The following is a 21,945-nucleotide window of genomic DNA, read 5'->3' as shown; positions in this document are numbered from 1 at the left end:
AAAGCTAGCTTGACTGCGAGAGTGACGGCTCGAGCAGGTACGAAAGTAGGTCATAGTGATCCGGTGGTTCTGAATGGAAGGGCCATCGCTCAACGGATAAAAGGTACTCCGGGGATAACAGGCTGATACCGCCCAAGAGTTCATATCGACGGCGGTGTTTGGCACCTCGATGTCGGCTCATCACATCCTGGGGCTGAAGTAGGTCCCAAGGGTACGGCTGTTCGCCGTTTAAAGTGGTACGCGAGCTGGGTTTAGAACGTCGTGAGACAGTTCGGTCCCTATCTGCCATGGGCGTAGGAAAATTGAGAGGGTTTGCTTCTAGTACGAGAGGACCGAAGTGAACGCACCGCTGGTGTTCGGGTTGTGATGCCAATTGCATTGCCCGGTAGCTACGTGCGGAATAGATAAGTGCTGAAAGCATCTAAGTACGAAACTAGCCTCGAGATGAGTTTTCCCTGAAGAGATTCAGTAAGGTCCGTTTGAGACTAAGACGTAGATAGGTCAGGTGTGTAAGTGTAGTGATACATTGAGCTAACTGATACTAATGAACCGAGAGTCTTAACCTTACAACTCGGAGTTGTTTTGGGATTATGCGATTGATAGTATAAAAGTTGAAATAACAGTTTGTTCCGGATTGAGAGATTAGTGCAGATATGAGATAATGTAGCTAATTGAAAAGAGTACAGGATATGTCTGGCGGTAATAGCGCGGTGGTCCCACCTGACCCCATGCCGAACTCAGAAGTGAAACGCCGTAGTGCCGATGGTAGTGTGGGTATTACCCATGTGAGAGTAGGGTGCCGCCAGACTTTTAAATTAGAGAGAGCCCAGCAGTGATGCTGGGCTTTTTTGCTTTCAATTATTTTATCGTGAGTAAATTATCATTTATCTATTTATAATAATCTTAATCAAAAATTAGTTATTGAAGATTATCAGTTAATAAGAGAACAAAATGAGTTCATTAATAGCCTTTAATAAACCGTTTAATGTTACGACTCAATTTTCACCACATGAAAAATATCAGACGTTAAAAGACTTTATAAACTTACCTAAGTTCTACCCTGCTGGGCGGTTAGATACCGATAGTGAGGGGTTATTATTGTTAACTAGTGACGGTAAATTACAAGCCAAAATCAGTTCACCAAAGTTTAAATTGCCAAAAACTTATTGGGTACAAGTTGAAGGTGTTATTAATCAACAGGCTATGGATATGCTAAGAAATGGTGTGCAATTAAAAGAATTTTATACAAAGCCAGCCATTGTAACCTTTCTTGATGAACCATTGCAATTGTGGAAAAGAGTTCCTCCTATTAGAGAGCGCAAAACAATACCAACTTCATGGATAAGTATGACAATTTCAGAAGGAAAAAATCGACAAGTTAGAAGAATGTGTGCGGCGGTCGGTTTTCCTTGTTTACGTCTAGTGCGTGTTCAGATTGGAAGGTATAATCTATTTACTCACCAGTTACCATTAAGTGAATGGCGATTCATCACAACTCGAGATCTTTATTTGTAATCAGCGATATTTACTGGTTATGGATCACGAAATATTTCTTTTATAATCTTTTTAAAAGATCGAATGCATTGGGCTTTATTCTAAAATAAGATACAATGATCTTTAAATGATCATGGGATAAATTATTTATGGTTGAACAAAAAAAAGAAGGGTTTTTCTCCCGTTTAAAAAAAGGTCTTTTTAAAACTAAACAGAATATTGGATCTGGTTTTTTAAGTCTGTTTAAAGGAAAAAAGATCGACGATGCTTTATTTGAAGAACTAGAAGAACAGTTACTTATTGCTGATGTTGGTTTTGATACAACACAAAAAATTATAGATAGCTTAACAAAGCAGGCCTCAAGAAAAGAACTAAAAGATGCAGATGCTTTACATGTACTTTTAAAACAAGAAATGAAATCTATTTTAGATGGGGTAGATAAACCACTTGATATTAATACTCATAACCCATTTGTTATCTTAATGGTTGGTGTTAATGGTGTAGGTAAAACAACGACAATTGGCAAATTGGCCCGTCAATTTCAGCAACAAGGTAAATCAGTTATGCTGGCTGCTGGCGATACATTTCGTGCTGCCGCTGTTGAACAATTGCAAGTTTGGGGGGAACGTAATCATATCCCTGTTATTGCACAGCATACCAATGCAGATTCAGCATCAGTTATCTTTGATGCAATACAAGCAGCGAAAGCAAAAAAAATAGATATATTAATAGCTGATACAGCAGGTCGTTTACAAAATAAATCTCATTTAATGGATGAGTTGAAAAAAATAGTACGAGTGATTAAGAAGCAAGATGAAACAGCTCCTCATGAAATCATGTTAACCATTGATGCAGGTACCGGTCAAAATGCGATTAGCCAAACTAAACTATTTAATGAAGCGGTAGGTGTAACAGGAATGACATTGACTAAATTAGATGGTACGGCAAAAGGTGGGATTATTTTTAGCATCGCAGATCAGTTTAATATCCCTATACGTTATATTGGTGTGGGTGAAAAAATTGAAGATTTAAGGCCTTTTGTTGCCAATGATTTTATAAATGCCTTATTTGATGAAGCAGATGAATAGAGAAAGGCCATGATCGAATTTCAGCGTGTAAGTAAAGTTTATTCTGGTGGTAAACCAGCATTACAGAATATAAACTTTACTTTATCATCTGGAGAAATGGCATTTTTATCGGGGCATTCTGGTGCTGGTAAAAGTACTTTAATGCGGTTAATTTGTGGTTTAGAGAAAGCCAATGATGGTCAAGTGTTATTAAATGGTATTAATGTTTCAAACCTAAAAAGACACGATATGCCATTTTTACGTCGCACTATTGGTATGGTATTTCAAGATCATCAGCTATTAATGGATCACACTGTCTATGATAATGTTGCTATTCCATTAATTATTTTAGGTAAACCAGTAGAAGAAATACGCAGACGGGTTTCAGCATCATTGGATAAAGTCGGATTGATAAATAAGATGAAATTTTATCCTATACAGTTATCAGGTGGAGAACAGCAACGAGTGGGTATAGCTCGTGCGATTGTTAATCGCCCTAGTGTCTTGCTTGCTGATGAACCGACCGGTAATTTAGACGATAAGCTTTCCAAAGATATCTTAAAGCTTTTTGAAGAGTTTAATCGGTCAGGTGTAACTGTTTTGATGGCAACGCACAATATGGGGCTTATTCGTCGCAAGCATCATAGAATACTGCATTTGAATCAAGGGCGTTTAGAGATTAAAAATTGATGCGTAATACCACTATCAAATCTACTAAATCGAAAGAAACGAAAAATAGTTTTTTATCACGTTGGAAAAGGCAAATTAGTTATGCTTGGCGCAATGCCTTTAATGATTTTACTCAACATCTTTTTGCATCATTACTGACTATTTTTGTTATTGCGATTTCTATTACGCTACCAACCATTAGTTATTTACTTTGGAAAAATGCCAGTCAGGCTGCACATCAATGGTATCCAACGCCTAATTTAACTATTTATATCAATAAAGAATTAACCTCGGAGCAAACTACAGAATTACTAGTCAAACTCAAATCTTATTCTGAGGTTGATAGCGTTGATTATCTTTCTCGAGATGAAACAAAAGAGGAATTTAAAACATGGTCTGGATTCAGTAGCGCATTGGATTTATTAGATGAAAATCCACTACCGGCAGTAGCCATTGTTACACCTAAAGAAGAAGCAAAAAAAACAGTTGTATTGCATCGATTACAAGTGGAATTACTCAATATTGATGGCATAGATGATATAAAGTTAGATGATAGCTGGTTTACTCGATTAACTGCACTAACTAATATGGTTAGATCTGTTTTTTGGATTATTTCCATCTTTATGATTATTGCTGTGTCACTTGTAATCGGTAATAGTATTCGCTTAAATATTTTTGCTAGAAAACAAACTATAATTGTTATGCAATTAATTGGTGCAACAGAAGGTTTTATTTTACGTCCTTTTTTATATAGTGGAATTTTTATTGGTTTTGTGAGTTCTGTTGTTTCGTTGGTGTTATCGGAAATATTTATCTTTCAAATAGAATCAATTATATTGAATGTTTCTGATGCTTTTGGGACAATTATTCATATTGAAGGCTTATTGTGGGATGAAAGCTTATTAATTATATTTATTACTATTATTATTGGATGGCTTTCATCGTTAGTTGCGACTAAAAAATATTTAAAAATGACACAAATTACCTAGCTATTTCGATATAACTAATTAGAATGTATATTAGTTTTAGTAATATGTAGATCCTCGCAACATGTTTTATTAATTTTAAATAAAAAATATGAACTAATTTATAGCTTGAAGGTCTAACTGATAAGTGAACATCAGTTTAACGTTTTTAATTGTTACATTTTATCAATGTGACAAAAACTAGTTAATTTAAGAGGGGGAGTTAAATGGGTACTGATATAAAAATGCAAGTAAGTGCTTTAATTCCACAAGGTAATATTGAATCATATATTCGTATGATTAATACCTATCCGATGCTAACAGCAGAAGAAGAAAAATTATTAGGTGAAAGACTTTATTATCATGACGATGTTGATGCAGCAAGACAATTGATATTATCTCATTTGCGTTTTGTTGCGCATATTGCTCGTGGGTATTCCGGTTATGGTTTACCGCAAGCTGATTTAATTCAAGAAGGTAATATTGGTTTAATGAAAGCTGTGCGCCGTTTTAATCCAGAGATGGGGGTGCGTTTGGTCTCATTTGCTGTGCATTGGATAAAAGCCGAAATTCATGAATACGTATTAAAAAATTGGCGTATTGTTAAAGTTGCAACGACTAAGGCACAAAGAAAGCTATTTTTTAATTTAAGGAAGACCAAACAACGTTTAGGCTGGTTTAATAATGCTGAAGTTGATATGGTGGCTGATGAGTTAGGTGTAAGCCGGAAAGATGTACTTGAAATGGAATCACGCATGTCAGCACAAGATATGTCATTTGATATAGATAGTGATGACGATGATAATTCAATTGTTGCACCAGCACTTTACCTAGAAGACAGTAATTCTGATTTTTCAAAATCAATAGAAAACGATAATTGGGAAAATGATGCAACAGATAAGTTACACGATGCATTATTAAAATTGGATGAACGTAGCCAAGATATTATCAAAGCTCGTTGGTTAGACTCAGATGATAGCAAATCTACATTACAAGTTTTAGCTGATAAATATAGTGTTTCAGCTGAACGAATTCGCCAACTCGAAAAAAATGCAATGAAAAAATTACGAGTTGCTATTGAAGCCTAATTTTTTCGTTAATGTTAACTTCCTAAGCCTTACCGATAAAAAAGTAAGGTTTTTTTTGTACTTAAATCTAATAAAACAATAAAAAATTATTGTTTTATTTTAATATTTTATTGTTTTAAATTTTGTTTATGTTATATTGTGTACAGTTTTATAAAAGAAAGGATATAAAGATGAACACAGATATGACTAAAACACATTCTCGATTGAATCAATATTGTCGCTTTATGGCATTATTAACATTAATTCCTATTCTAATTATGTTAATTAGCTCAATATTCCCATTCTTGTATTATTTTTTTGATATGCAAAATATTGGGCTTGAATTTGGAGGGTTTTCTTTTATCCAAAGTGGGATTGATAATGTTGATCCTAAATCGTTATCTGGATGGCAAGCGACTATCGCAACCTTAATCGATACTTCATTAATACTTATTTTAGCTTATGCGTTTTATCAACTTAGATTATTGTTTATTAATTACAGTCAATCAGAGTATTTTTCGGTAAAATCAGCTAACCATTGTTACGTATTTGGCAAATTGCTTGTTTTATGGGGGATTATAAATTTTTTATCTGAACCTTTATTGACAATGCTCTTAACTTATAATCAAGACGCATCAGCACGATACTTTTCTATTTCTTTTTCTAGTGATGATATTATAACGCTATTTTCTGCCATGAGTATTATGCTTATAGGTCAAATATTGAAAAAAGCTTGCCAACTAGCTGAAGAAAATAAACAATTTATTTAAAAGGAGCCATATGTGCCAATTATAATAAATTTAGACGTAATGCTAGCAAAACGTAAAATCAAATCCAAAGATTTAGCGGCGGCGATAGGTATTACAGAACAAAATTTATCATTACTTAAGCAAGGTAAAGTAAAAGGATTTAGACTTGCAACACTCGAGGCAATCTGCAAACATCTAGATTGCCAACCAGGTGATATATTAGAATATACAGATAAAGAGTAGATTAATGAAGGCAATGAAATCACAGTTATGGCTTGCAACTACTATTTATTTTATACTCTCCCTTCCCTGCTTTGCTTATCCAAAAGTGATTCATGTTTTGGTGGCACTTTGTGATAACAAATATCAAAAGATTGCACCGGTTCCTAAAGCTATAGGTAATGGTCAAGATCCAAAAAATAATCTTTATTGGGGCGCAGCCTACGGTTTTAAGACCTATTTTGCAAAGCAAAAAGAATGGCAGGTTATTCAAATTAATAAACCAAGCAAAGGTAAAATATTAGAAGAAATAATTTATAAACATCAACATCAAGATGTCTATATCGTAGCGCAAGCATATGATGGCAAATATATAGATGATACTGTTGATGATTTTCTAACCTATTCGGCAGGTAAAAAAAATCAATTGTATTTGCTTGGTGATAAAAAGATTATTGCTGGAGGAAAGGCTGACTTAGTTATTTATATTGGTCATGATTCATTAATGGAGTGGTCATGGCGTAAATATTTACCCGATAGCTTGCGCTGGGATACATTATCAAAAGAACAACAAGAAAAACAAAAATCACGTTATGCGGCGGTATTTGCTTGCAAAAGCCAACAATATTTTACACCACCACTATCTCGTTTAGGTATCACGCCTTTGATTTTGACTATGCATCGAATGGCACCAGAAGCGTATAGTGTTTATGCGATGATTGATAGTTGGTTGAAAGGTGAATCTAAAGAAGCTATCCGACTGAAAGTGGCAACTGCTTACAGCCAATATCAAAGACTAAATAAACCAGCATTACAGATGTTTACTACTGAATACAAGTAATAATTTTATTCACTTTTTTTAAAAAAAGTAATTACTATGGTTGATGTTATAACTTATAACAAAATAATTTAATAGCAAAGGAAAAGGTGTATATATCCATTATGAAGATACCTAAAATTGTCATTTTAACAGGCGCTGGTATTTCAGCTGAGTCTGGGCTATCAACATTCCGTGCACAAGATGGGTTGTGGGAAGGCTATAATGTCGATGATGTTGCCACTTATGAAGGGTATATTCGAGATCCTATAGCGGTTCATCAATTTTATAATATGTTGCGCAATAAATTACAAGATGCCAATGTTAAACCAAATGCAGCACATCTTGCTTTAGCTGAGTTAGAAAGAAAGTTAGGCTCAGAAAATGTATTAATTGTGACACAAAATGTGGATAATTTACATGAGCGAGCTGGATCTAAAAATATTATTCACATGCATGGGGAATTATTAAAAGTCCGTCATGAAAAAACAGGGCAAATTATTGAGTGCGACAAAGATGTGGATTATAAACAAAACCCATTCATTCGCCCGCATATTGTTTGGTTTGGAGAGATCCCACTACAGATGGATGAAATCTATGATGCACTTTCGCAAGCTGATCATTTTATTGCAATTGGTACATCAGGTAATGTTTATCCTGCTGCCGGTTTTGTGCAAGAGGCCAATTTATCTGGTGCTGAAACGATTGAACTTAATCTAGAACCTAGTCTTAAACAAAGTTTATTTCAAACAAAAATTTATGGTTCAGCAAGTAAAATTGTGCCTGAATTTATCCAAAAATTTATTTAGGAATAGGTGGCTATTTTAGTTTTTTGAGATAATTGTTATTGCCTAAATTACGCATTTGGGCATGAATCCATTTTGCTCTTTTTTGGACTCTCTCGCTTGGTGTTATTGGGCTCCAGCGTCTTGGATTAGGTAATACTGCTGCAAGTAAGCTTGCTTGCTGTGATGTTAACTGGCTGGCACTGACATTAAAATAGTGCTGAGATGCGGCTTCAATGCCAAAAATACCTTCTCCCCATTCTGCACAATTTAAATAGAGTTCGAGTATACGTTCTTTTGACCAAAATAGCTCTATCCATAATGTAAACCAAGACTCAATTCCTTTACGAATCCAACTGCGAGATGGCCATAAAAAGATATTTTTAGCCACTTGCTGAGTAATTGTGCTAGCGCCTTTAATCTTTTTACTATTTTGATTATGGTCTAGCGCTAGGCGAATGGCTTTAAAATCAAATCCCCAATGGGTAGGAAAATTCTGATCTTCTGACGCTATTACTGCAATTTTTATATTATCTGAAATTTTATCTAAATCTTTCCAGATTCGTTGTTGTGGTGTGTTCCAATGCATTATCTTGCGCTCTATCATTAACATAGAACCGAATGGAGGATTTACCCAGCGCATAACTAAGGTAGAAAAGAGAGATAGCAACATGAGTCCTATTATTACTTTTTTGCTAATGATTAAAATGCGTTTTAATTTTTTTAATACAGGAATCATGTAAATTTTATAGACTATAAAGTAAAAAACTGGTAAATAAGATACGCTATATTATTGTTTAAATAAATAGTTTTTTATAAATTCAACAATTTGAAGGGGGTGATTGATATCCAATACTGGTAAAGAAGTAGTTAACGGCTCATCACTGGCAACCGCTATTGTAAACTCATCAATATAAAGTGCTTTTTTATTTGTTTTGCGGTGGCAAATAATTTTAGGAATCTTTTCATGTTTAAAACCTTCTATCAGTATTATATCAATATCGTTAAATTGATTAATGAGTGTGATTAAATCAGTTGGCTTATTTGGTGTTTCATGAAACACAGCATATCGTTTATCACAAGCAACAATTGTTTGTAACGAGCCAGCCTTACGTAATTCATAACTATCTTTACCTGGAATATCGACTTCAATATCGTGATGAGCGTGTTTTATTGAGCCGACTTTAAAATTTTGTTCAACAAGCAATGCAATGATCTTTTTCAGCAATGTTGTTTTACCGCTGCCACTATAGCCACTAATGCCGATAATTTTTTGGTTGTTCATAGAACCCATCTTTTAAAAGTGTTATATTTATGTGTAATTAATATTACATTATTTTATACAAAGCTAAACGATAAAGGTAATCATATGTATGATTTTTTGAATGATTATAATCAGACTATTCATCCTACATTGCTCAAAAGTGTTATTGATATTACTGATAAGAAGTTCAGTGGATATGGTTTAGATCAATGTTGTAACCAGGCAAGAGAAAACATAAAAATACAGTTACAGTCGTCTAATGCTGATATTCATTTTATGCCGGGGGGGACGATTACTAATTTAGTGGTCATTTCACATATCTTAAGACCTTATCAGGCGGTGGTTGCAGCTGATACTGGGCACGTCAATGTGCATGAAACTGGGGCTATCGAGGCAACTGGGCATAAAGTATTAACAGTACAAACAGAAGATGGAAAGCTAACGCCAGAACTGATTAAGCCCGTTTTAGCTGATCATTGTGATGAACATATGGTGCAACCTAAGCTTGTATATATCTCAAATACAACAGAACTTGGCACTATATATACCAAGCAGGAGATCAAAAAATTATATCAATTTTGTCAAAAAAATGACCTTTATCTTTATTTAGATGGAGCGCGTTTAGCTATGGCTTTAGCGGCGAAGGATAATGATATATCTTTTCCTGACTTAGCAAAATACACAGATATATTTTATATCGGTGGTACTAAAGTTGGTGCTTTGGCTGGTGAAGCGGTGGTATTTAATAACCTTTCTATTAATCAAGATTTTCGTTTCAGTATGAAGCAAAAAGGTGCAATATTCGCGAAAAGTTGGATTGTGGCAGCACAAATGAATGCGCTAATGCAAAATAACCTTTATTTTGAGCTAGGCAAGCATAGTAATCAGATGGCCGATAAATTAAAAACGATATTTGAGAAAGCAGGATTAACATTTGCAGCTAAACCACAAAGTAATCAGTTATTTGTTAATTTCCCTAATCAATTGGCTGAAAAAATTCTCGCTCATTATTCTGTTGATAATCTTGGCCAAACTGATTGTAATCATATTGGCTTGCGTTTTTGTACTTCATGGTCTACTCAAAATGAAGAGATAGAATTATTTACTGAGCAATTTAAAAAATGGTTAACCTAATGTGTTGCTAGGTATTAGAAGCGGGCATGAACGAATTACCTTAGATCAGTGTTTCGGTGAAATTAACTATTGATAAATTATTGTTATATGGATTATATCGTTATCCTATTTGTATGTTTGGTTACTATGTCAGCTGATTTACTTGTTTAAGTTCTTCAGGCGTATTGATATTAATAAAACAAGACGCTTGATCATTAAAGTCGACCGATTTTGCATGGATTTGTTCTAAAAATAATATTAATTTACGATTACCCTGTTCTAAATAACTTCTAAGTTGTTGAATAACGCTCTTGTGAATAAGTAGAATGGTTGGGTGATGATATTTACCATCAATAGGATAAATTGCTTTATGGGTTAAGGTATGCACAGCTAAACGTGCGATTAAATCATTTGGTAAAAAGGGAGTATCACAACTAACAAATAAATTCCAATCAGTTGTACTATATAATAACCCACTGTAAATACCTGATAATGGACCAAAGTACCCGGTTAAAACATCGCTAAACACTGGATATCCAGCTGTTTGATATTGGTTAACATTATTATTACAATTAATCATGATTGAATCAGTTTGATGTTTGATGCGGTCAATGACATGCTGATACAGCGGTTTTTGATTTAATAACAATAAACCTTTGTCATCACCATTCATGCGTGTGCTTTTTCCTCCTGCTAAAATGATTGCAGTAATAGACAGTTTTTCCATAAATTATTTCTCTTTTACATTGCGAAAAAACAAAATAACATTACTATATAGCAAAGTTATTTTAAATTGCAGCATACACATTTTAAACAGATTGACTCAACTATTATTGAAACTGAGTATATATCAGTCTCTTTTTAAGGTGTAGTTTAATCAATTAAATATTATTATGATGTCGATTTTTAGGTTAGCAATAATGGGTATGCGAGTTATTGCCTTATGTTTTGGAATAATTTATTTAGATATATGTCAATAAGATTTTATATCATCTTCAATTAATTTGAGGATTAAAAAAGGTATTAATTATGAAATGTCACCGTATTGATGAAGTAATGGAATTATTACAACCAGCTTGGGAAAGTGATTCTGATCTTAACTTATTACAATTTTTGGCTAAATTAGGTCAAGAGGCTGGTTTTGAAGGTGAATTAAAAGATTTAAGTGACGAAGTTTTAATTTATCATTTAAAAATGCGAGGTTCAGATAAAAATGAGGCTATTCCTGGCCTAAAAAAAGATTATGAAGAAGATTTTAAATCCGCATTGTTAAAAGCTCGTGGGATTATAAAAGAATAAGGAGAATTATTAAGATGAAAAAAACACTTATTGCAATTAGTATTTTGCTTTCTTCTGTAAACTGTTTTGCAAATGAAAGTCCAACCATTACTAAAACTAACACACCACAAACAGCGGCTGCGAATGTACTTGATCCGATTGAATTAGGCAAACAATATGCGGCACTGCCAACTAATCCATCACCCGATAAAGAAGTTATTGAGTTCTTTTCGTTTAATTGCCCAAGCTGTTTTAGATTTGAGATTCAAAATAATGGCTCACAAACTATTAGTAAAGCTTTACCAGAAGGATTTAAGTTTAAACGCTACCATTTAGAGGATTTTGGACCATTAGCTAAAGAGCTTGCGCAAGCATGGGCTGTGGCTAATGTACTTGGTATTCAAGATAAAGCATCAGATGCACTTTATAATGCAGTGCAAAAAGATAAAACAATAAAAACTGCTGATGATATTAAAATGGTTTTTGAAAAATTAGGTATCAGTGGTGAAGTATATGATAAAACGAAAGACGGTTTTTTAGTTAAAGCGTTTATGGCACAGCAAGCTGATGCGATTAAAGAAATGAAACCAGAATCTATCCCTACTGTTATTGTCAATCGTAAGTTTTATATCATATCAAATCAGCTTAATATAACTAGTGATGAGGATTATATTAATGATTATGCTAGAGTGACTGCATTTGTTGCTGGGTTAGATCCTAATGAAAAAATAAAAGAAAAATCTCATTCTGATAAAAAATAAATGATTATCGAGTTTAAAAAAGCAACTTGCATAAATTAATGTTTAATCCCTTTGCATCATTATTTTGTGCAAAGGGATTTTTTATTATAGTAAGATGATTATTCTCGCTCTAAAGCATAAATAGGATCGAGTTTTGCTGCACGTTTTGCTGGAAAGTAACCAAAGATAATGCCAATTATGCTTGAGCAACTAAATGCCGCAACAATGGCGATAACGGAAAAACTCATGGCAAATGATGTAACAAAAGCGTTAAAAATAAATCCAATAGCAAACGAAAGTAAAATACCTATTGTGCCACCCGTTAAACAAACTAATACGGCTTCAATTAAAAATTGTTGTAATATGTCGCTTGAACGCGCGCCAACGGCCATACGTACGCCAATTTCTCGCGTTCTTTCTGTGACCGATACTAGCATAATATTCATCACACCAATGCCTCCAACAATCAGTGAAATGAGAGCTATAGCCGAAACCAAGAGTGTCATTACCCAAGCTGATGAGTTAATGGTTTCTCGTATATTATCTGAGTTAAAGATGAAAAAATCTTTTGTACCATGTCGTTTTAACATAATTTGATTGATGGCTTGTTCTGCAATTGCTAAATCGACATTATCTTGAACGCGTACTGTGATACTTTTTAACGAAGTTTGACCTACCATACGATTAATCACAGTGGTATAAGGTAACCAAATATTCAAGCTTTCATTACTACCAAACCCTTGTTTTTGTTTAGTCGCAACGCCAATGATTCTTACGGGTAGCTGGCCGGCCATTAAAATTTTTCCAATAGGGTTTTGATCTGCAAATAGTCGTTTAACGGTGTTTTCATCAATTACCGCATCTTGTGCTGAAGTAATAATACTTGTTTCATCAAATGATTTTCCTTGAGAAATAGTATAACCGCGAACAGCAAAAAATTGCTCTCCAACACCATTTACGGTTCCTGTTACAGCTAAATTGTTAATCCGAAAATAAACACCCGTTGAAAGGTTTGGCGTGGTGCTGTGAACAAAACTTTGCTGAGCCAAAAAATCGGCATCAGATGAGCGTAGTGTCGTGATTTTATCTGCATTGCGATCACCAAAGCCTGAGCCTGGATAGATTTCAAGCGTGCTTGTTCCCAACGAATTAATATTAGATAAAATTTTCTGCTTTGTGCCTTGCCCTAATGCAACAACTGATACCACAGAGGCAATACCAATAATGATACCTAACATCGTTAAGACAGTACGTAATCGCTGTGAAAGCATCGACAACATAGCCATCTTAAAAGCATCACGAAAACGATAATATTTTGCCAAGAAGTTATCTTGGGTTTTAGTTGCTTCGATTTGCTTAATTTGTCGATTATCACCTTGTTCAGATTGGTATTTGGGATTTATTGAATCAGAAATAATATTACCATCACTAATTTCAATAATTCGCTGGGCACTTTGGGCAATATTTGCATCGTGTGTAACAATAATAACTGTGTGGCCTTGTTGGTGTAACTCTTGTAATATTGCCATCACTTCTAAGCCACTTTTGCGGTCGAGGGCTCCGGTTGGTTCATCAGCTAAAATGATTTGTCCACCATTAATTAAAGCTCGGCCAATACTAACACGTTGTTGTTGTCCTCCTGATAACTGACTAGGTTTATTATGTATTTTATCGGCAAGTCCTAAACGTGTTAAAATTTCGTCCGCTCTTTTTTGCCGTTGTTCGCTGGTCACGCCAGCATAAATGGCTGGGATTTCTACATTGCCTTGTGCAGTTAGTGCATTTAACAAATGATAACGTTGAAAGATAAAGCCAAAATGCTCGCGACGTAATTCGGCGAGCTCATCAAGTGACAATTTACTTGTTGTCCGTCCGCCAATGGAGTAAGTGCCAGTGGTTGGTTTATCTAGGCAGCCTAATATATTCATCAAAGTGGATTTACCAGACCCTGATGCCCCAATAATCGCCACCATTTCACCTGCATTAATTGTCAGATTGATGCCTTTAAGAACTTGTATGGTTGAATCACCTGCTGGAAATTCACGAACAATATTTTCAAGCTTGATAAGAGATATATTATTTGTCATATTAGAATCGAATCCTTGGGGATCTTGCATTATTACCTATTGACGCTCCATTAATACTACTTACTACAACAATATCACCCTCTTTAATACCCGATTTTATTTCAACATTGACATTATTATCGATACCTAAAATAACTTCGTGTTCTTCAATTTCTTTACTTTTATTTAATAAATAAACAATAGCTTTATTATTGCCTAATTTTTTTTGGATTGCTTGAGAAGGAATGGTTAATACATCTTTTGCTTCAGATAGGACAATATAGACTTGTGCTGTCATTGAAATTCTTAACACATGGTCGGGATTATCTACATCAAATAATCCATTATAATAAATTGCGCTTTTTGTTGTTGATGATGAGCTTAACGAGGTTGTTTCGGTATTAATTGAGTCTGGTGCCGGCTCTATCGCACGTAGTGTTAAACCATCAAAACGTCTATTCGGTTGTCCTAAAATGGTAAAATAAACTGGCATCCCTTTTTTAACATTGACCACATCAGCTTCAGAAATTTGCGCTTCAATAGTCATTTTATCAAGCTGAGCTACTTTAACAATGGTTGGTGCACTTTGGACGGAATTAACGGTTTGTCCTTCATTGACGGGAATGGCGACAATCACACCATCAATGGGCGAGCGAATTTTAGTATATCCTAAGTTAACTTTCGCTGTATCAACCGCAACTTGCGCCTTAACAATATCGGCATTAAGCGCAGCAATATCGGCTTTGATAGCATCAAGTTCGGCTTTTGCTGCATCCAAATCTGATTGAATACCCACCCCCTTACTGACCAGTTTGTGCTGACGATCATAGGTTAACTGATAGTTAATAAGTCTTGCTTGTTTGGCTTCTCGTTGTGCTTCTAAACTATTAAGTGAAGCTTCTGATTGTTTTAAATCATTGCTTTGCTTAAGATCGTCAATTTCGGCAATCATATCGCCTTGTTTAACTTCATCGCCCAACTCAACATAAAGTTTTTTAATTTGACCAGAAACCTGCGCGCCAACACTAACCTGCTTAAAAGCGCTAATTGTACCATCAGCAAGAACCGTTTTTTCAATCTGACCTTTGGTCACAGGCGAGGTAATATAATTAACGGTAGGTTCTGAATGAGATGTGATTAAGTATGCAATATAAATAATTGCTAAGAAGATAATAGCAGTAACTATATGTTTAATTTTAATAAACTTTAACAATGCTTTTCATCCTTTAATTTAGTTGTCATTTTCTTTACATTTTATCGTAATAAACAAAAATGAAATTGATAACCATTCTTAATAAATTGTAATAATTATGAAAATTATCTTATACAAATTTTCCATTTTATACTAAAACGTATGGTTTTCTGAAAGTTTTTTACAATAATTGCGCATATCAATAAGTGATAATATGATCTTTATTCGGATTTATTGGCGATTGCGCTATAATGGCGCAAATTTTTTGCAGTATCTAAAGATAGAAGAGTAATGGCGTTAAAAATAACCAATAAATGTATTAATTGCGACATGTGCGAGCCTGAATGCCCAAATGAGGCTATCTCAATGGGTTTTGATACTTATGAAATTGATCCTAATAAATGTACCGAATGTGTAGGTTATTATGATCATTCGACCTGTCAGCGTGTTTGCCCTATTCAAAATGCGATTATTGCCGACCCTGAACATGTTGAAACACATGAAGCATTATTAGCAAAATTTCAGGGACTGAAAGCTTCTTCTTAAATTAGATTGGCTTAATATCAATCCGAAGCTCTTTGGGAATTTCAAAGGTGATATTTTCTAAAATGCCATCTGTTTCAATGAGTGATGTACAACCGAGGCTTTTTAAATGATTAATCACTTGCTGTACTAAAATATCAGGGGCAGAAGCGCCGGCTGTTACACCGATTGTCTGTGCATTTATCAACCACTCTTTGCGGATGTCAGAAGCAAAATCAATTAAATAAGCCTGTTTGCTGTTTCGCCTTGCTAGCTCGGCTAGGCGATTGGAATTAGACGAATTTTTAGAACCAACGACAAAGACAATATCGGCACGTGATGATAGCTGTTTAACGGCTTGCTGGCGATTGGTTGTCGCATAGCAGATATCATTTTTGCGAGGACTGCGAATATTAGGAAAACGTTTTTTTAAAGCAGTAATGATCTCGGCTGTATCATCAACTGATAACGTTGTTTGCGTGGTAAAGCAAAGGTTATTTTCGTTTTTTACCTGTAGCTTTTGTACATCATCAATCGATTCAATTAAATAGATGCCACCTTCGGGATTGTTATATTGCCCCATTGTACCATCTACTTCGATGTGACCTGCATGTCCGATTAAAATGACCTCTTCGCCACGATAGCTTGATCGAGCAACTTCCATATGCACTTTGGTTACGAGTGGACAAGTCGCATCAAAAACGCGGAGTTTGCGTTGTTTGGCTTCCTCTCGGATCGCTTTAGACACACCATGTGCCGAAAATATAAGAATGGTGTTGTCGGGTACTTCGCTAATATCTTCAATAAAAATCGCCCCTAACTCTTTTAGACGATTAACAACATAGCGATTATGTACAACCTCGTGGCGCACATAGACTGGTGCGCCAAATAATTCAAGTGCACGTTCAACGATGGTGATAGCACGATCAACACCAGCACAAAAACCGCGAGGATTAGCTAAAATAATTTGCATACTATACAGTCTTCTTCGGTTTTTTATAATTACAGATGATAAATAATCCAATACCCATGCAGATTGCACAGTCTGCGACATTAAAGGTTGGATAGTGCCAATCACCAAAATTGACATCAAGAAAGTCGACGACAAAACCATGATAAAGGCGATCAAACAAATTACCTAATGCACCACCTAAAATCAGCGATAATGAAAAGTTTTCTAATTTTTGCTGGCGAGTATTGCGGTATAACATATGCAAAATCACGGCACTGATAATCAAGGCGATAGCGGCAAGCATCGTACGTTGACCTTCAAGAATGCTAAAGGCAGCGCCAATATTGCGTACATAAGTAATTGAGAAGAAGGGTAATAGGTTCACTGATTCAAATAGCGAGAAGTTATTTAAAATCCAAAACTTACTTGCGATATCAATGATAAAAACAATGATGGCAAATAATAACCAGTAAAGTCCGTTATCTTTTTTCATATAAGTCTGTACTCATTATTATATTTCCGCCGACAATCGTCGGCGGAAAGGATACTAGATAGCTATAAAGAGAGGCTATAGCTTATTTTAATGTGCTAAATGGCTTATCGCTATGCAAAATGTCGCACTTCGCCTTGGCCGTGAATGTTTTCTGCACAACGTTTACATAAGTGTGTTGTTGGCTCATTATCGACGGTATAGTGCCAACAACGAGGGCATTTATCACCTTGCGCCTTAGCGAGTTCAATTTTCAGTCCTTGAATATCGCTTTGCACAGCATTGGCTGGCGCTGCTTGTAATGGTTTTACGCTCGCTTGTGATGTAAGTAAGACAAAGCGTAATTCATTCTCTAATTTAGCTAATGTTGCGACAATATCTTCATCAGCATAAAGCGTAACAGCAGCTTCAAGGGCGCCACCAATCACTTTATCATTACGACCTTGTTCAAGCACTTTATTCACTTCACTACGAATCGCTAAAATCTGCGCCCAATATTCGCTATTTAATGCTTCGTTATCTGACAAAGTAAATAGCGAGCTATACCACTCATCTTCAAAAACAAATTCTTGTTTATTTGCCATTGGTAGATATTGCCAAATTTCGTCTGCGGTAAAGGATAAAATTGGCGCGATCCAACGAACCATCGCTTGTGCAATATGATATAAAGCCGTTTGGCAACTGTGGCGAGCAATACTATCGCTTTTAGCTGTGTACTGGCGATCTTTGATGATATCTAAATAGAATGATCCCATTTCGATTGAGCAAAATTGCATAATACGCTGCACCACTTTGTGGAAATCATAATTTTCATAAGCCTGAATGATCTGCTCTTGTGCTTCTTTTGCCATACTCACTGCCCAGCGATCAAGTACAACCATATCTTCTGGTTTAACCATATCTTTCACTGGATCGAAACCATTTAAATTAGCGAGCAAAAAGCGCGCGGTATTACGAATTCGGCGATAACTATCAGCCGCGCGTTTAATAATTTCATCCGAATAACTCATTTCGCCTGAATAATCGGTCGATGCAATCCATAAACGTAAAATATCGGCCCCAAGTTTGTTCATAACTTCTTGTGGTGTGACAATATTACCAAGCGATTTAGACATCTTACGGCCTTGCCCATCAACCACAAAACCGTGCGTTAATACTTGTTTATAAGGTGCTTGGTTATTGATAGCCGTTGATAACATTAATGAAGACATAAACCAACCACGATGCTGATCAGAACCTTCTAGGTAAAGATCGGCTTCATGTCCTTCAAACTCAGGGCGTGAGGCTACGACCGAATAGAATGTCGATCCTGAATCAAACCAAACATCTAATGTATCGGGCACTTTTCGGTAATCTTCTGCATCAGGACCAAGCAGATCTTTAATATCGGCATCCCACCATGCTTGAATACCATTTTGTTCGACTAACTTAGCGATTTTTTCAACTAATGCTAACGTGTCTGGATGAAGTTCTTCGGTCTCTTTGTGAACAAACAACGTCATCGGCACGCCCCAAGTGCGTTGGCGAGAAATACACCAATCAGGGCGATTAGCAACCATGGTTTCAATGCGTGCTTGTCCCCAATCAGGGATCCAGCGAACTTGCTTGATCTCTTTTAATGAATTTACTCGTAAACCTTGTTTATCCATGCTGATAAACCATTGCGGTGTTGCGCGATAAATGACAGGTGTTTTATGACGCCAACAACATGGATAGCTATGTTCGATGTTTTCAAAGTGTAGTAACGCGTTATGCTCTTTTAATATTTCAACGACAACTTTATTGGCTTTGAATACAAATAAACCATCTAATCCAGCACCTGTACCCGGTAGGTAACAACCATTACCTCCAACAGGATTTGCTACTTCAAGACCATATTTTTGACCGACCATAAAGTCTTCTGTACCATGACCCGGTGCGGTATGTACTGCACCTGTACCTGCATCAATAGTAACGTGCTCGCCAAGTACCACAGGTTCATCAAAATCAAGGAATGGGTGTTTAAAACGTAATAACTCAAGTGCCTTACCTTGACAGCTACCTAACACTTTCCATTCGCTGATATTGGCTCGCTTCATCACTGATTCAACTAAATCAGTGGCTAAGATTAGGCTCTCTTTATCATTGATTTGAACAAGTTGATATTCAAAATCAGCATTTAAAGCAATCCCTCGGCTAGCTGGTAATGTCCAAGGGGTGGTTGTCCAAATAACAGCATAAATAGTTAAATTGGTATTGATACCAAATTTATTTGCGACAGCTTGATTATCAATTGCTTTAAATTTCACATCAATGGCTGGTGATGATTTATCATAATATTCAACCTCGGCTTCTGCCAAAGATGACATACAATCTGTACACCAATAAACCGGTTTTGCGCCTTTAACTAAATGACCATTTTCAATCACTTTACCTAAAGCTCGAATGATGTTGGCTTCTGTATCATAATTCATGGTGCGATAAGGATTTTGCCAATCACCAAGTACACCCATACGAATAAAATCGGCTTTTTGTAGTTCAACTTGCGAAGCCGCATAATCACGGCAAATTTGGCGAAATTCAGCCGGAGATACTTTAACCCCTGGTTTACCAACTTGCTCTTCAACCTTTTGTTCAATGGGTAAGCCATGACAATCCCATCCTGGAATATACGGGGAATCATAACCGCTTAAGCCTTTTGCTTTGATAATGATATCTTTGATAATTTTATTAACTGCATGACCAATATGAAGTTTACCATTTGCATAAGGAGGACCATCATGCAAAATAAAGCTTTTTTTTCCTTTTTTTACTTGGCGGATTTTGCGATAAAGTTCTTTATCGTACCAATTTTGTAACATTGCAGGCTCGCGTTTAGCCAAATCGCCTCGCATTGGGAATCCGGTTTCCGGTAAATTTAAAGTATTTTTATAGTCTGTCATGCTGATTTATTCCAGTTATATTTGTTGATACTACTTTTAATTGGTTAATTGTGCACTGATCTTTTTCGCAGTGCAAATATCTTGAGTAATTTGTTGTTTTAAGTCTGTTAATGAATCAAACTTTTTCTCATCACGTAATTTTTGGACGAAAGTTATGTCTAAATATTGTCCATAAATATCCTCTGAAAAGTCAAATATATTCACTTCTAAAATAGCCTTTTTTCCATTAATGGTTGGTCTTAAACCGATATTGGCGATACCATGGTAATGCTGGTTATTACAGATATTTTTGACTTTAACAAAATAAACACCTTGTAGCGCAGGCTTTTTTCGGTGTAAGTGGATATTGGCTGTTGGGAATCCTAATTGTCTAGCCAAAGCATTGCCATGGACTACGCGACCTTGTATTGTATAATCACGCCCCAACAGACAATGAGTCAATTCAAAATCACTATTTAAAAGTGCTTGGCGAACGGCAGTACTACTAATACGAAACTTATTCCAAACCAATGTTGGCATGCTTTCTACTATAAAGTCGTTGTTGTGGGCATATTGTTGTAGTAAGGTGATATCGCCTTTACGGTCAAATCCAAATCGAAAATCATCGCCGATAGTAATATATTTAGCTTGTAGCTTATTAACCAACCAATCTTGAATAAAATAATTTGCTGACATATGGGCAAATTTTTTTGTAAATGGAATAACAACAGTATAGTCAACACCTAACTTTTCAATAAAAATGATTTTTTCTTGGAATGAAGTTAACCGTGACGGTGCCTTATCTTGTGCAAAAAACTCTAGTGGTTGAGGCTCAAATAACATCACAACCGTAGGCAGGTTTCGTTTTTTTCCTTGTTTAATAATATGGTTAATTAATTGCTGGTGCCCTAAATGAACGCCATCAAAATTTCCCAAGGTTAAAACACATTGAGAGAATTGATTTTTTAAATTAGTTATACCACGGATAATCTTCATGAAAACAATGTTATTTATATTAAGTAACTAAGAATTATACCAATCTTTCTTGAAGATGCACGCAATATAAAGCTAGGTTTTACTGTTTTGCATCAAGCCTTTTACTCTATTTTACGCAAAAGGCTTGATTGCTAAGCTATGCCTTAAACCATTACTCGTCAAAAATAATGATTTATAAGATATAGCAAAATACCGAGTTGTTGACATTTTATGATTAAAATAATCCGCTAAAAATGTATAAGGTGTTTTCTCTGATTACTGTAAATAATGCAAATAATTCTTACATTCTAGCAATATTATATTAGCCATTACCTATTCGTATCTTCAAGGCATTTTCATTTTACCTAGTAATGTAATTGGTATAGAACATTTTATTTTTTGTGGTGTAGGTTTTGGACTTTTCAAACTTTTAGCGATAAAAATAACTATAGTATCAATAACCAAAAAAAGAACTAAAAGATCATTTTTTACAAAAAATGAGAGGTCAATTGCAGTTTTTATATTTCTTTACAAATTTATCTATTTAAAAGGTGATCAATTTTTTTAAGGCGTTATAATTTTGGTAATTAAAAATAAAATTAGTTGATTTTATGAGCTAAT

The 21,945-nt window shown here is 35.2% G+C and carries 21 protein-coding genes, 2 rRNA genes and 1 pseudogene; 15 read left to right on the top strand and 9 right to left on the bottom strand.

Going from position 1 to position 21,945, the window contains the following annotated elements:
* The 11 genes and pseudogenes from A9G24_RS07210 to cobB form a co-directional block, all read left to right on the top strand.
* Positions 1 to 566, top strand: a 23S ribosomal RNA gene (locus A9G24_RS07210); the annotation flags it as partial.
* A 126-nt stretch (positions 567 to 692) separates the two neighbouring features.
* Positions 693 to 808 (top strand): 5S ribosomal RNA (gene rrf, locus A9G24_RS07205).
* Between the two features lie 143 nt (positions 809 to 951).
* Positions 952 to 1,515: a pseudouridine synthase gene (locus A9G24_RS07200; protein ID WP_065638404.1), complete on the top strand. Its 564-nt coding sequence runs from the start codon at positions 952 to 954 to the stop codon at positions 1,513 to 1,515.
* Positions 1,516 to 1,658: 143 nt separating this feature from the next.
* Positions 1,659 to 2,582 (top strand): annotated as a pseudogene (gene ftsY, locus A9G24_RS07195) (signal recognition particle-docking protein FtsY); the annotation flags it as partial.
* Positions 2,583 to 2,591: 9 nt separating this feature from the next.
* Positions 2,592 to 3,251, top strand: a complete 660-nt coding sequence (gene ftsE / locus A9G24_RS07190; protein WP_065638403.1) for a cell division ATP-binding protein FtsE — start codon at positions 2,592 to 2,594, stop codon at positions 3,249 to 3,251.
* The gene (gene ftsX, locus A9G24_RS07185; protein WP_065638402.1) at positions 3,251 to 4,219 is read left to right on the top strand and encodes a permease-like cell division protein FtsX; all 969 of its coding nucleotides are present in this window, start codon (positions 3,251 to 3,253) and stop codon (positions 4,217 to 4,219) included. The genes ftsE and ftsX overlap by 1 nt, the downstream gene beginning before the upstream one ends.
* A gap of 203 nt (positions 4,220 to 4,422) precedes the next feature.
* A complete protein-coding gene (gene rpoH, locus A9G24_RS07180) occupies positions 4,423 to 5,283 on the top strand; it encodes an RNA polymerase sigma factor RpoH (protein ID WP_065638401.1) in 861 nt (286 codons plus the stop codon).
* A 170-nt stretch (positions 5,284 to 5,453) separates the two neighbouring features.
* A complete protein-coding gene (locus A9G24_RS07175; RefSeq protein WP_065638400.1) occupies positions 5,454 to 6,032 on the top strand; it encodes a DUF2975 domain-containing protein in 579 nt (192 codons plus the stop codon).
* Between the two features lie 12 nt (positions 6,033 to 6,044).
* Positions 6,045 to 6,254 carry a helix-turn-helix domain-containing protein gene (locus tag A9G24_RS07170; protein WP_065638399.1) on the top strand — a complete coding sequence of 70 codons (210 nt, stop codon included), beginning with the start codon at positions 6,045 to 6,047 and terminating at the stop codon, positions 6,252 to 6,254.
* A 4-nt stretch (positions 6,255 to 6,258) separates the two neighbouring features.
* Positions 6,259 to 7,071 (top strand): hypothetical protein, encoded by an 813-nt coding sequence (locus A9G24_RS07165; protein ID WP_081303122.1) that lies wholly within the window; start codon positions 6,259 to 6,261, stop codon positions 7,069 to 7,071.
* Between the two features lie 101 nt (positions 7,072 to 7,172).
* A complete protein-coding gene (cobB, locus tag A9G24_RS07160; protein ID WP_065638398.1) occupies positions 7,173 to 7,856 on the top strand; it encodes a Sir2 family NAD+-dependent deacetylase in 684 nt (227 codons plus the stop codon).
* 10 nt (positions 7,857 to 7,866) lie between these two features.
* Here cobB and mtgA read toward each other — a convergent pair whose 3' ends face one another.
* Entirely contained in the window at positions 7,867 to 8,571 is a 705-nt protein-coding gene (mtgA, locus tag A9G24_RS07155) for a monofunctional biosynthetic peptidoglycan transglycosylase (RefSeq protein ID WP_065638397.1), read from the bottom strand.
* A gap of 51 nt (positions 8,572 to 8,622) precedes the next feature.
* On the bottom strand, positions 8,623 to 9,117 hold the full coding sequence (gene mobB / locus A9G24_RS07150) for a molybdopterin-guanine dinucleotide biosynthesis protein B (protein WP_065638396.1): 495 nt from the start codon (positions 9,115 to 9,117) through the stop codon (positions 8,623 to 8,625).
* Positions 9,118 to 9,201: 84 nt separating this feature from the next.
* On the opposite strand from mobB, the gene A9G24_RS07145 reads away from it, so the two are divergent.
* Entirely contained in the window at positions 9,202 to 10,230 is a 1,029-nt protein-coding gene (locus tag A9G24_RS07145) for a threonine aldolase family protein (protein ID WP_065638395.1), read from the top strand.
* Positions 10,231 to 10,354: 124 nt separating this feature from the next.
* Here the strand turns inward: A9G24_RS07145 and mobA are convergent, their stop codons facing one another.
* Positions 10,355 to 10,936, bottom strand: coding sequence for a molybdenum cofactor guanylyltransferase MobA (gene mobA / locus A9G24_RS07140; RefSeq protein WP_065638394.1), 582 nt, complete (start codon positions 10,934 to 10,936; stop codon positions 10,355 to 10,357).
* Positions 10,937 to 11,238: 302 nt separating this feature from the next.
* Here mobA and A9G24_RS07135 point away from each other — a divergent pair, with 302 nt between their 5' ends.
* Positions 11,239 to 11,508: a YihD family protein gene (locus A9G24_RS07135; RefSeq protein ID WP_065638393.1), complete on the top strand. Its 270-nt coding sequence runs from the start codon at positions 11,239 to 11,241 to the stop codon at positions 11,506 to 11,508.
* A gap of 14 nt (positions 11,509 to 11,522) precedes the next feature.
* On the top strand, positions 11,523 to 12,248 hold the full coding sequence (locus tag A9G24_RS07130) for a thioredoxin domain-containing protein (protein WP_081303121.1): 726 nt from the start codon (positions 11,523 to 11,525) through the stop codon (positions 12,246 to 12,248).
* Positions 12,249 to 12,346: 98 nt separating this feature from the next.
* Here A9G24_RS07130 and A9G24_RS07125 read toward each other — a convergent pair whose 3' ends face one another.
* Both A9G24_RS07125 and A9G24_RS07120 read right to left on the bottom strand, forming a co-directional pair.
* Positions 12,347 to 14,314, bottom strand: coding sequence for a MacB family efflux pump subunit (locus A9G24_RS07125; RefSeq protein WP_065638392.1), 1,968 nt, complete (start codon positions 14,312 to 14,314; stop codon positions 12,347 to 12,349).
* A 1-nt stretch (position 14,315) separates the two neighbouring features.
* On the bottom strand, positions 14,316 to 15,506 hold the full coding sequence (locus A9G24_RS07120; RefSeq protein WP_065638391.1) for an efflux RND transporter periplasmic adaptor subunit: 1,191 nt from the start codon (positions 15,504 to 15,506) through the stop codon (positions 14,316 to 14,318).
* Between the two features lie 270 nt (positions 15,507 to 15,776).
* On the opposite strand from A9G24_RS07120, the gene A9G24_RS07115 reads away from it, so the two are divergent.
* A complete protein-coding gene (locus tag A9G24_RS07115; RefSeq protein ID WP_065638390.1) occupies positions 15,777 to 16,031 on the top strand; it encodes a YfhL family 4Fe-4S dicluster ferredoxin in 255 nt (84 codons plus the stop codon).
* Position 16,032: 1 nt separating this feature from the next.
* On the opposite strand, the gene ispH is transcribed toward A9G24_RS07115, so the two are convergent.
* The 4 genes from ispH to ribF all read right to left on the bottom strand — a co-directional run bounded on the left by ispH (position 16,033) and on the right by ribF (position 21,345).
* Entirely contained in the window at positions 16,033 to 16,980 is a 948-nt protein-coding gene (ispH, locus tag A9G24_RS07110; RefSeq protein ID WP_065638389.1) for a 4-hydroxy-3-methylbut-2-enyl diphosphate reductase, read from the bottom strand.
* A 1-nt stretch (position 16,981) separates the two neighbouring features.
* Complete coding sequence (lspA, locus tag A9G24_RS07105; RefSeq protein WP_065638388.1) at positions 16,982 to 17,452, bottom strand: signal peptidase II; 471 nt, start codon at positions 17,450 to 17,452, stop codon at positions 16,982 to 16,984.
* Positions 17,453 to 17,562: 110 nt separating this feature from the next.
* Positions 17,563 to 20,370, bottom strand: a complete 2,808-nt coding sequence (gene ileS, locus A9G24_RS07100) for an isoleucine--tRNA ligase (RefSeq protein ID WP_065638387.1) — start codon at positions 20,368 to 20,370, stop codon at positions 17,563 to 17,565.
* A gap of 36 nt (positions 20,371 to 20,406) precedes the next feature.
* Positions 20,407 to 21,345: a bifunctional riboflavin kinase/FAD synthetase gene (gene ribF, locus A9G24_RS07095; protein ID WP_065638386.1), complete on the bottom strand. Its 939-nt coding sequence runs from the start codon at positions 21,343 to 21,345 to the stop codon at positions 20,407 to 20,409.
* Between the last annotated feature and the right edge of the window lie 600 nt (positions 21,346 to 21,945).

It is taken from the genome of Gilliamella sp. App6-5, assembly GCF_001690525.1.
Taxonomy (GTDB): Bacteria; Pseudomonadota; Gammaproteobacteria; order Enterobacterales; family Orbaceae; genus Gilliamella; species Gilliamella apicola_H.
The sequence above is the reverse complement of the archived record's forward strand: the minus strand, read 5'-3'. Positions and strand labels throughout refer to the sequence as shown.

Bases quoted from the DNA above. Each gene is read 5' to 3' on its own strand.
- ileS (WP_065638387.1), bottom strand. From the start codon at position 20,370: ATGACAGACTATAAAAATACTTTAAATTTACCGGAAACCGGATTCCCA.
- A9G24_RS07145 (WP_065638395.1), top strand. From the start codon at position 9,202: ATGTATGATTTTTTGAATGATTATAATCAGACTATTCATCCTACATTG.
- lspA (WP_065638388.1), bottom strand. From the start codon at position 17,452: ATGAAAAAAGATAACGGACTTTACTGGTTATTATTTGCCATCATTGTT.
- ftsE (WP_065638403.1), top strand. From the start codon at position 2,592: ATGATCGAATTTCAGCGTGTAAGTAAAGTTTATTCTGGTGGTAAACCA.
- A9G24_RS07175 (WP_065638400.1), top strand. From the start codon at position 5,454: ATGAACACAGATATGACTAAAACACATTCTCGATTGAATCAATATTGT.
- A9G24_RS07165 (WP_081303122.1), top strand. From the start codon at position 6,259: ATGAAGGCAATGAAATCACAGTTATGGCTTGCAACTACTATTTATTTT.
- mobB (WP_065638396.1), bottom strand. From the start codon at position 9,117: ATGAACAACCAAAAAATTATCGGCATTAGTGGCTATAGTGGCAGCGGT.
- ribF (WP_065638386.1), bottom strand. From the start codon at position 21,345: ATGAAGATTATCCGTGGTATAACTAATTTAAAAAATCAATTCTCTCAA.
- A9G24_RS07130 (WP_081303121.1), top strand. From the start codon at position 11,523: ATGAAAAAAACACTTATTGCAATTAGTATTTTGCTTTCTTCTGTAAAC.
- A9G24_RS07200 (WP_065638404.1), top strand. From the start codon at position 952: ATGAGTTCATTAATAGCCTTTAATAAACCGTTTAATGTTACGACTCAA.
- cobB (WP_065638398.1), top strand. From the start codon at position 7,173: ATGAAGATACCTAAAATTGTCATTTTAACAGGCGCTGGTATTTCAGCT.
- ispH (WP_065638389.1), bottom strand. From the start codon at position 16,980: ATGCAAATTATTTTAGCTAATCCTCGCGGTTTTTGTGCTGGTGTTGAT.
- A9G24_RS07135 (WP_065638393.1), top strand. From the start codon at position 11,239: ATGAAATGTCACCGTATTGATGAAGTAATGGAATTATTACAACCAGCT.
- A9G24_RS07115 (WP_065638390.1), top strand. From the start codon at position 15,777: ATGGCGTTAAAAATAACCAATAAATGTATTAATTGCGACATGTGCGAG.
- ftsX (WP_065638402.1), top strand. From the start codon at position 3,251: ATGCGTAATACCACTATCAAATCTACTAAATCGAAAGAAACGAAAAAT.
- A9G24_RS07125 (WP_065638392.1), bottom strand. From the start codon at position 14,314: ATGACAAATAATATATCTCTTATCAAGCTTGAAAATATTGTTCGTGAA.
- mobA (WP_065638394.1), bottom strand. From the start codon at position 10,936: ATGGAAAAACTGTCTATTACTGCAATCATTTTAGCAGGAGGAAAAAGC.
- rpoH (WP_065638401.1), top strand. From the start codon at position 4,423: ATGGGTACTGATATAAAAATGCAAGTAAGTGCTTTAATTCCACAAGGT.
- mtgA (WP_065638397.1), bottom strand. From the start codon at position 8,571: ATGATTCCTGTATTAAAAAAATTAAAACGCATTTTAATCATTAGCAAA.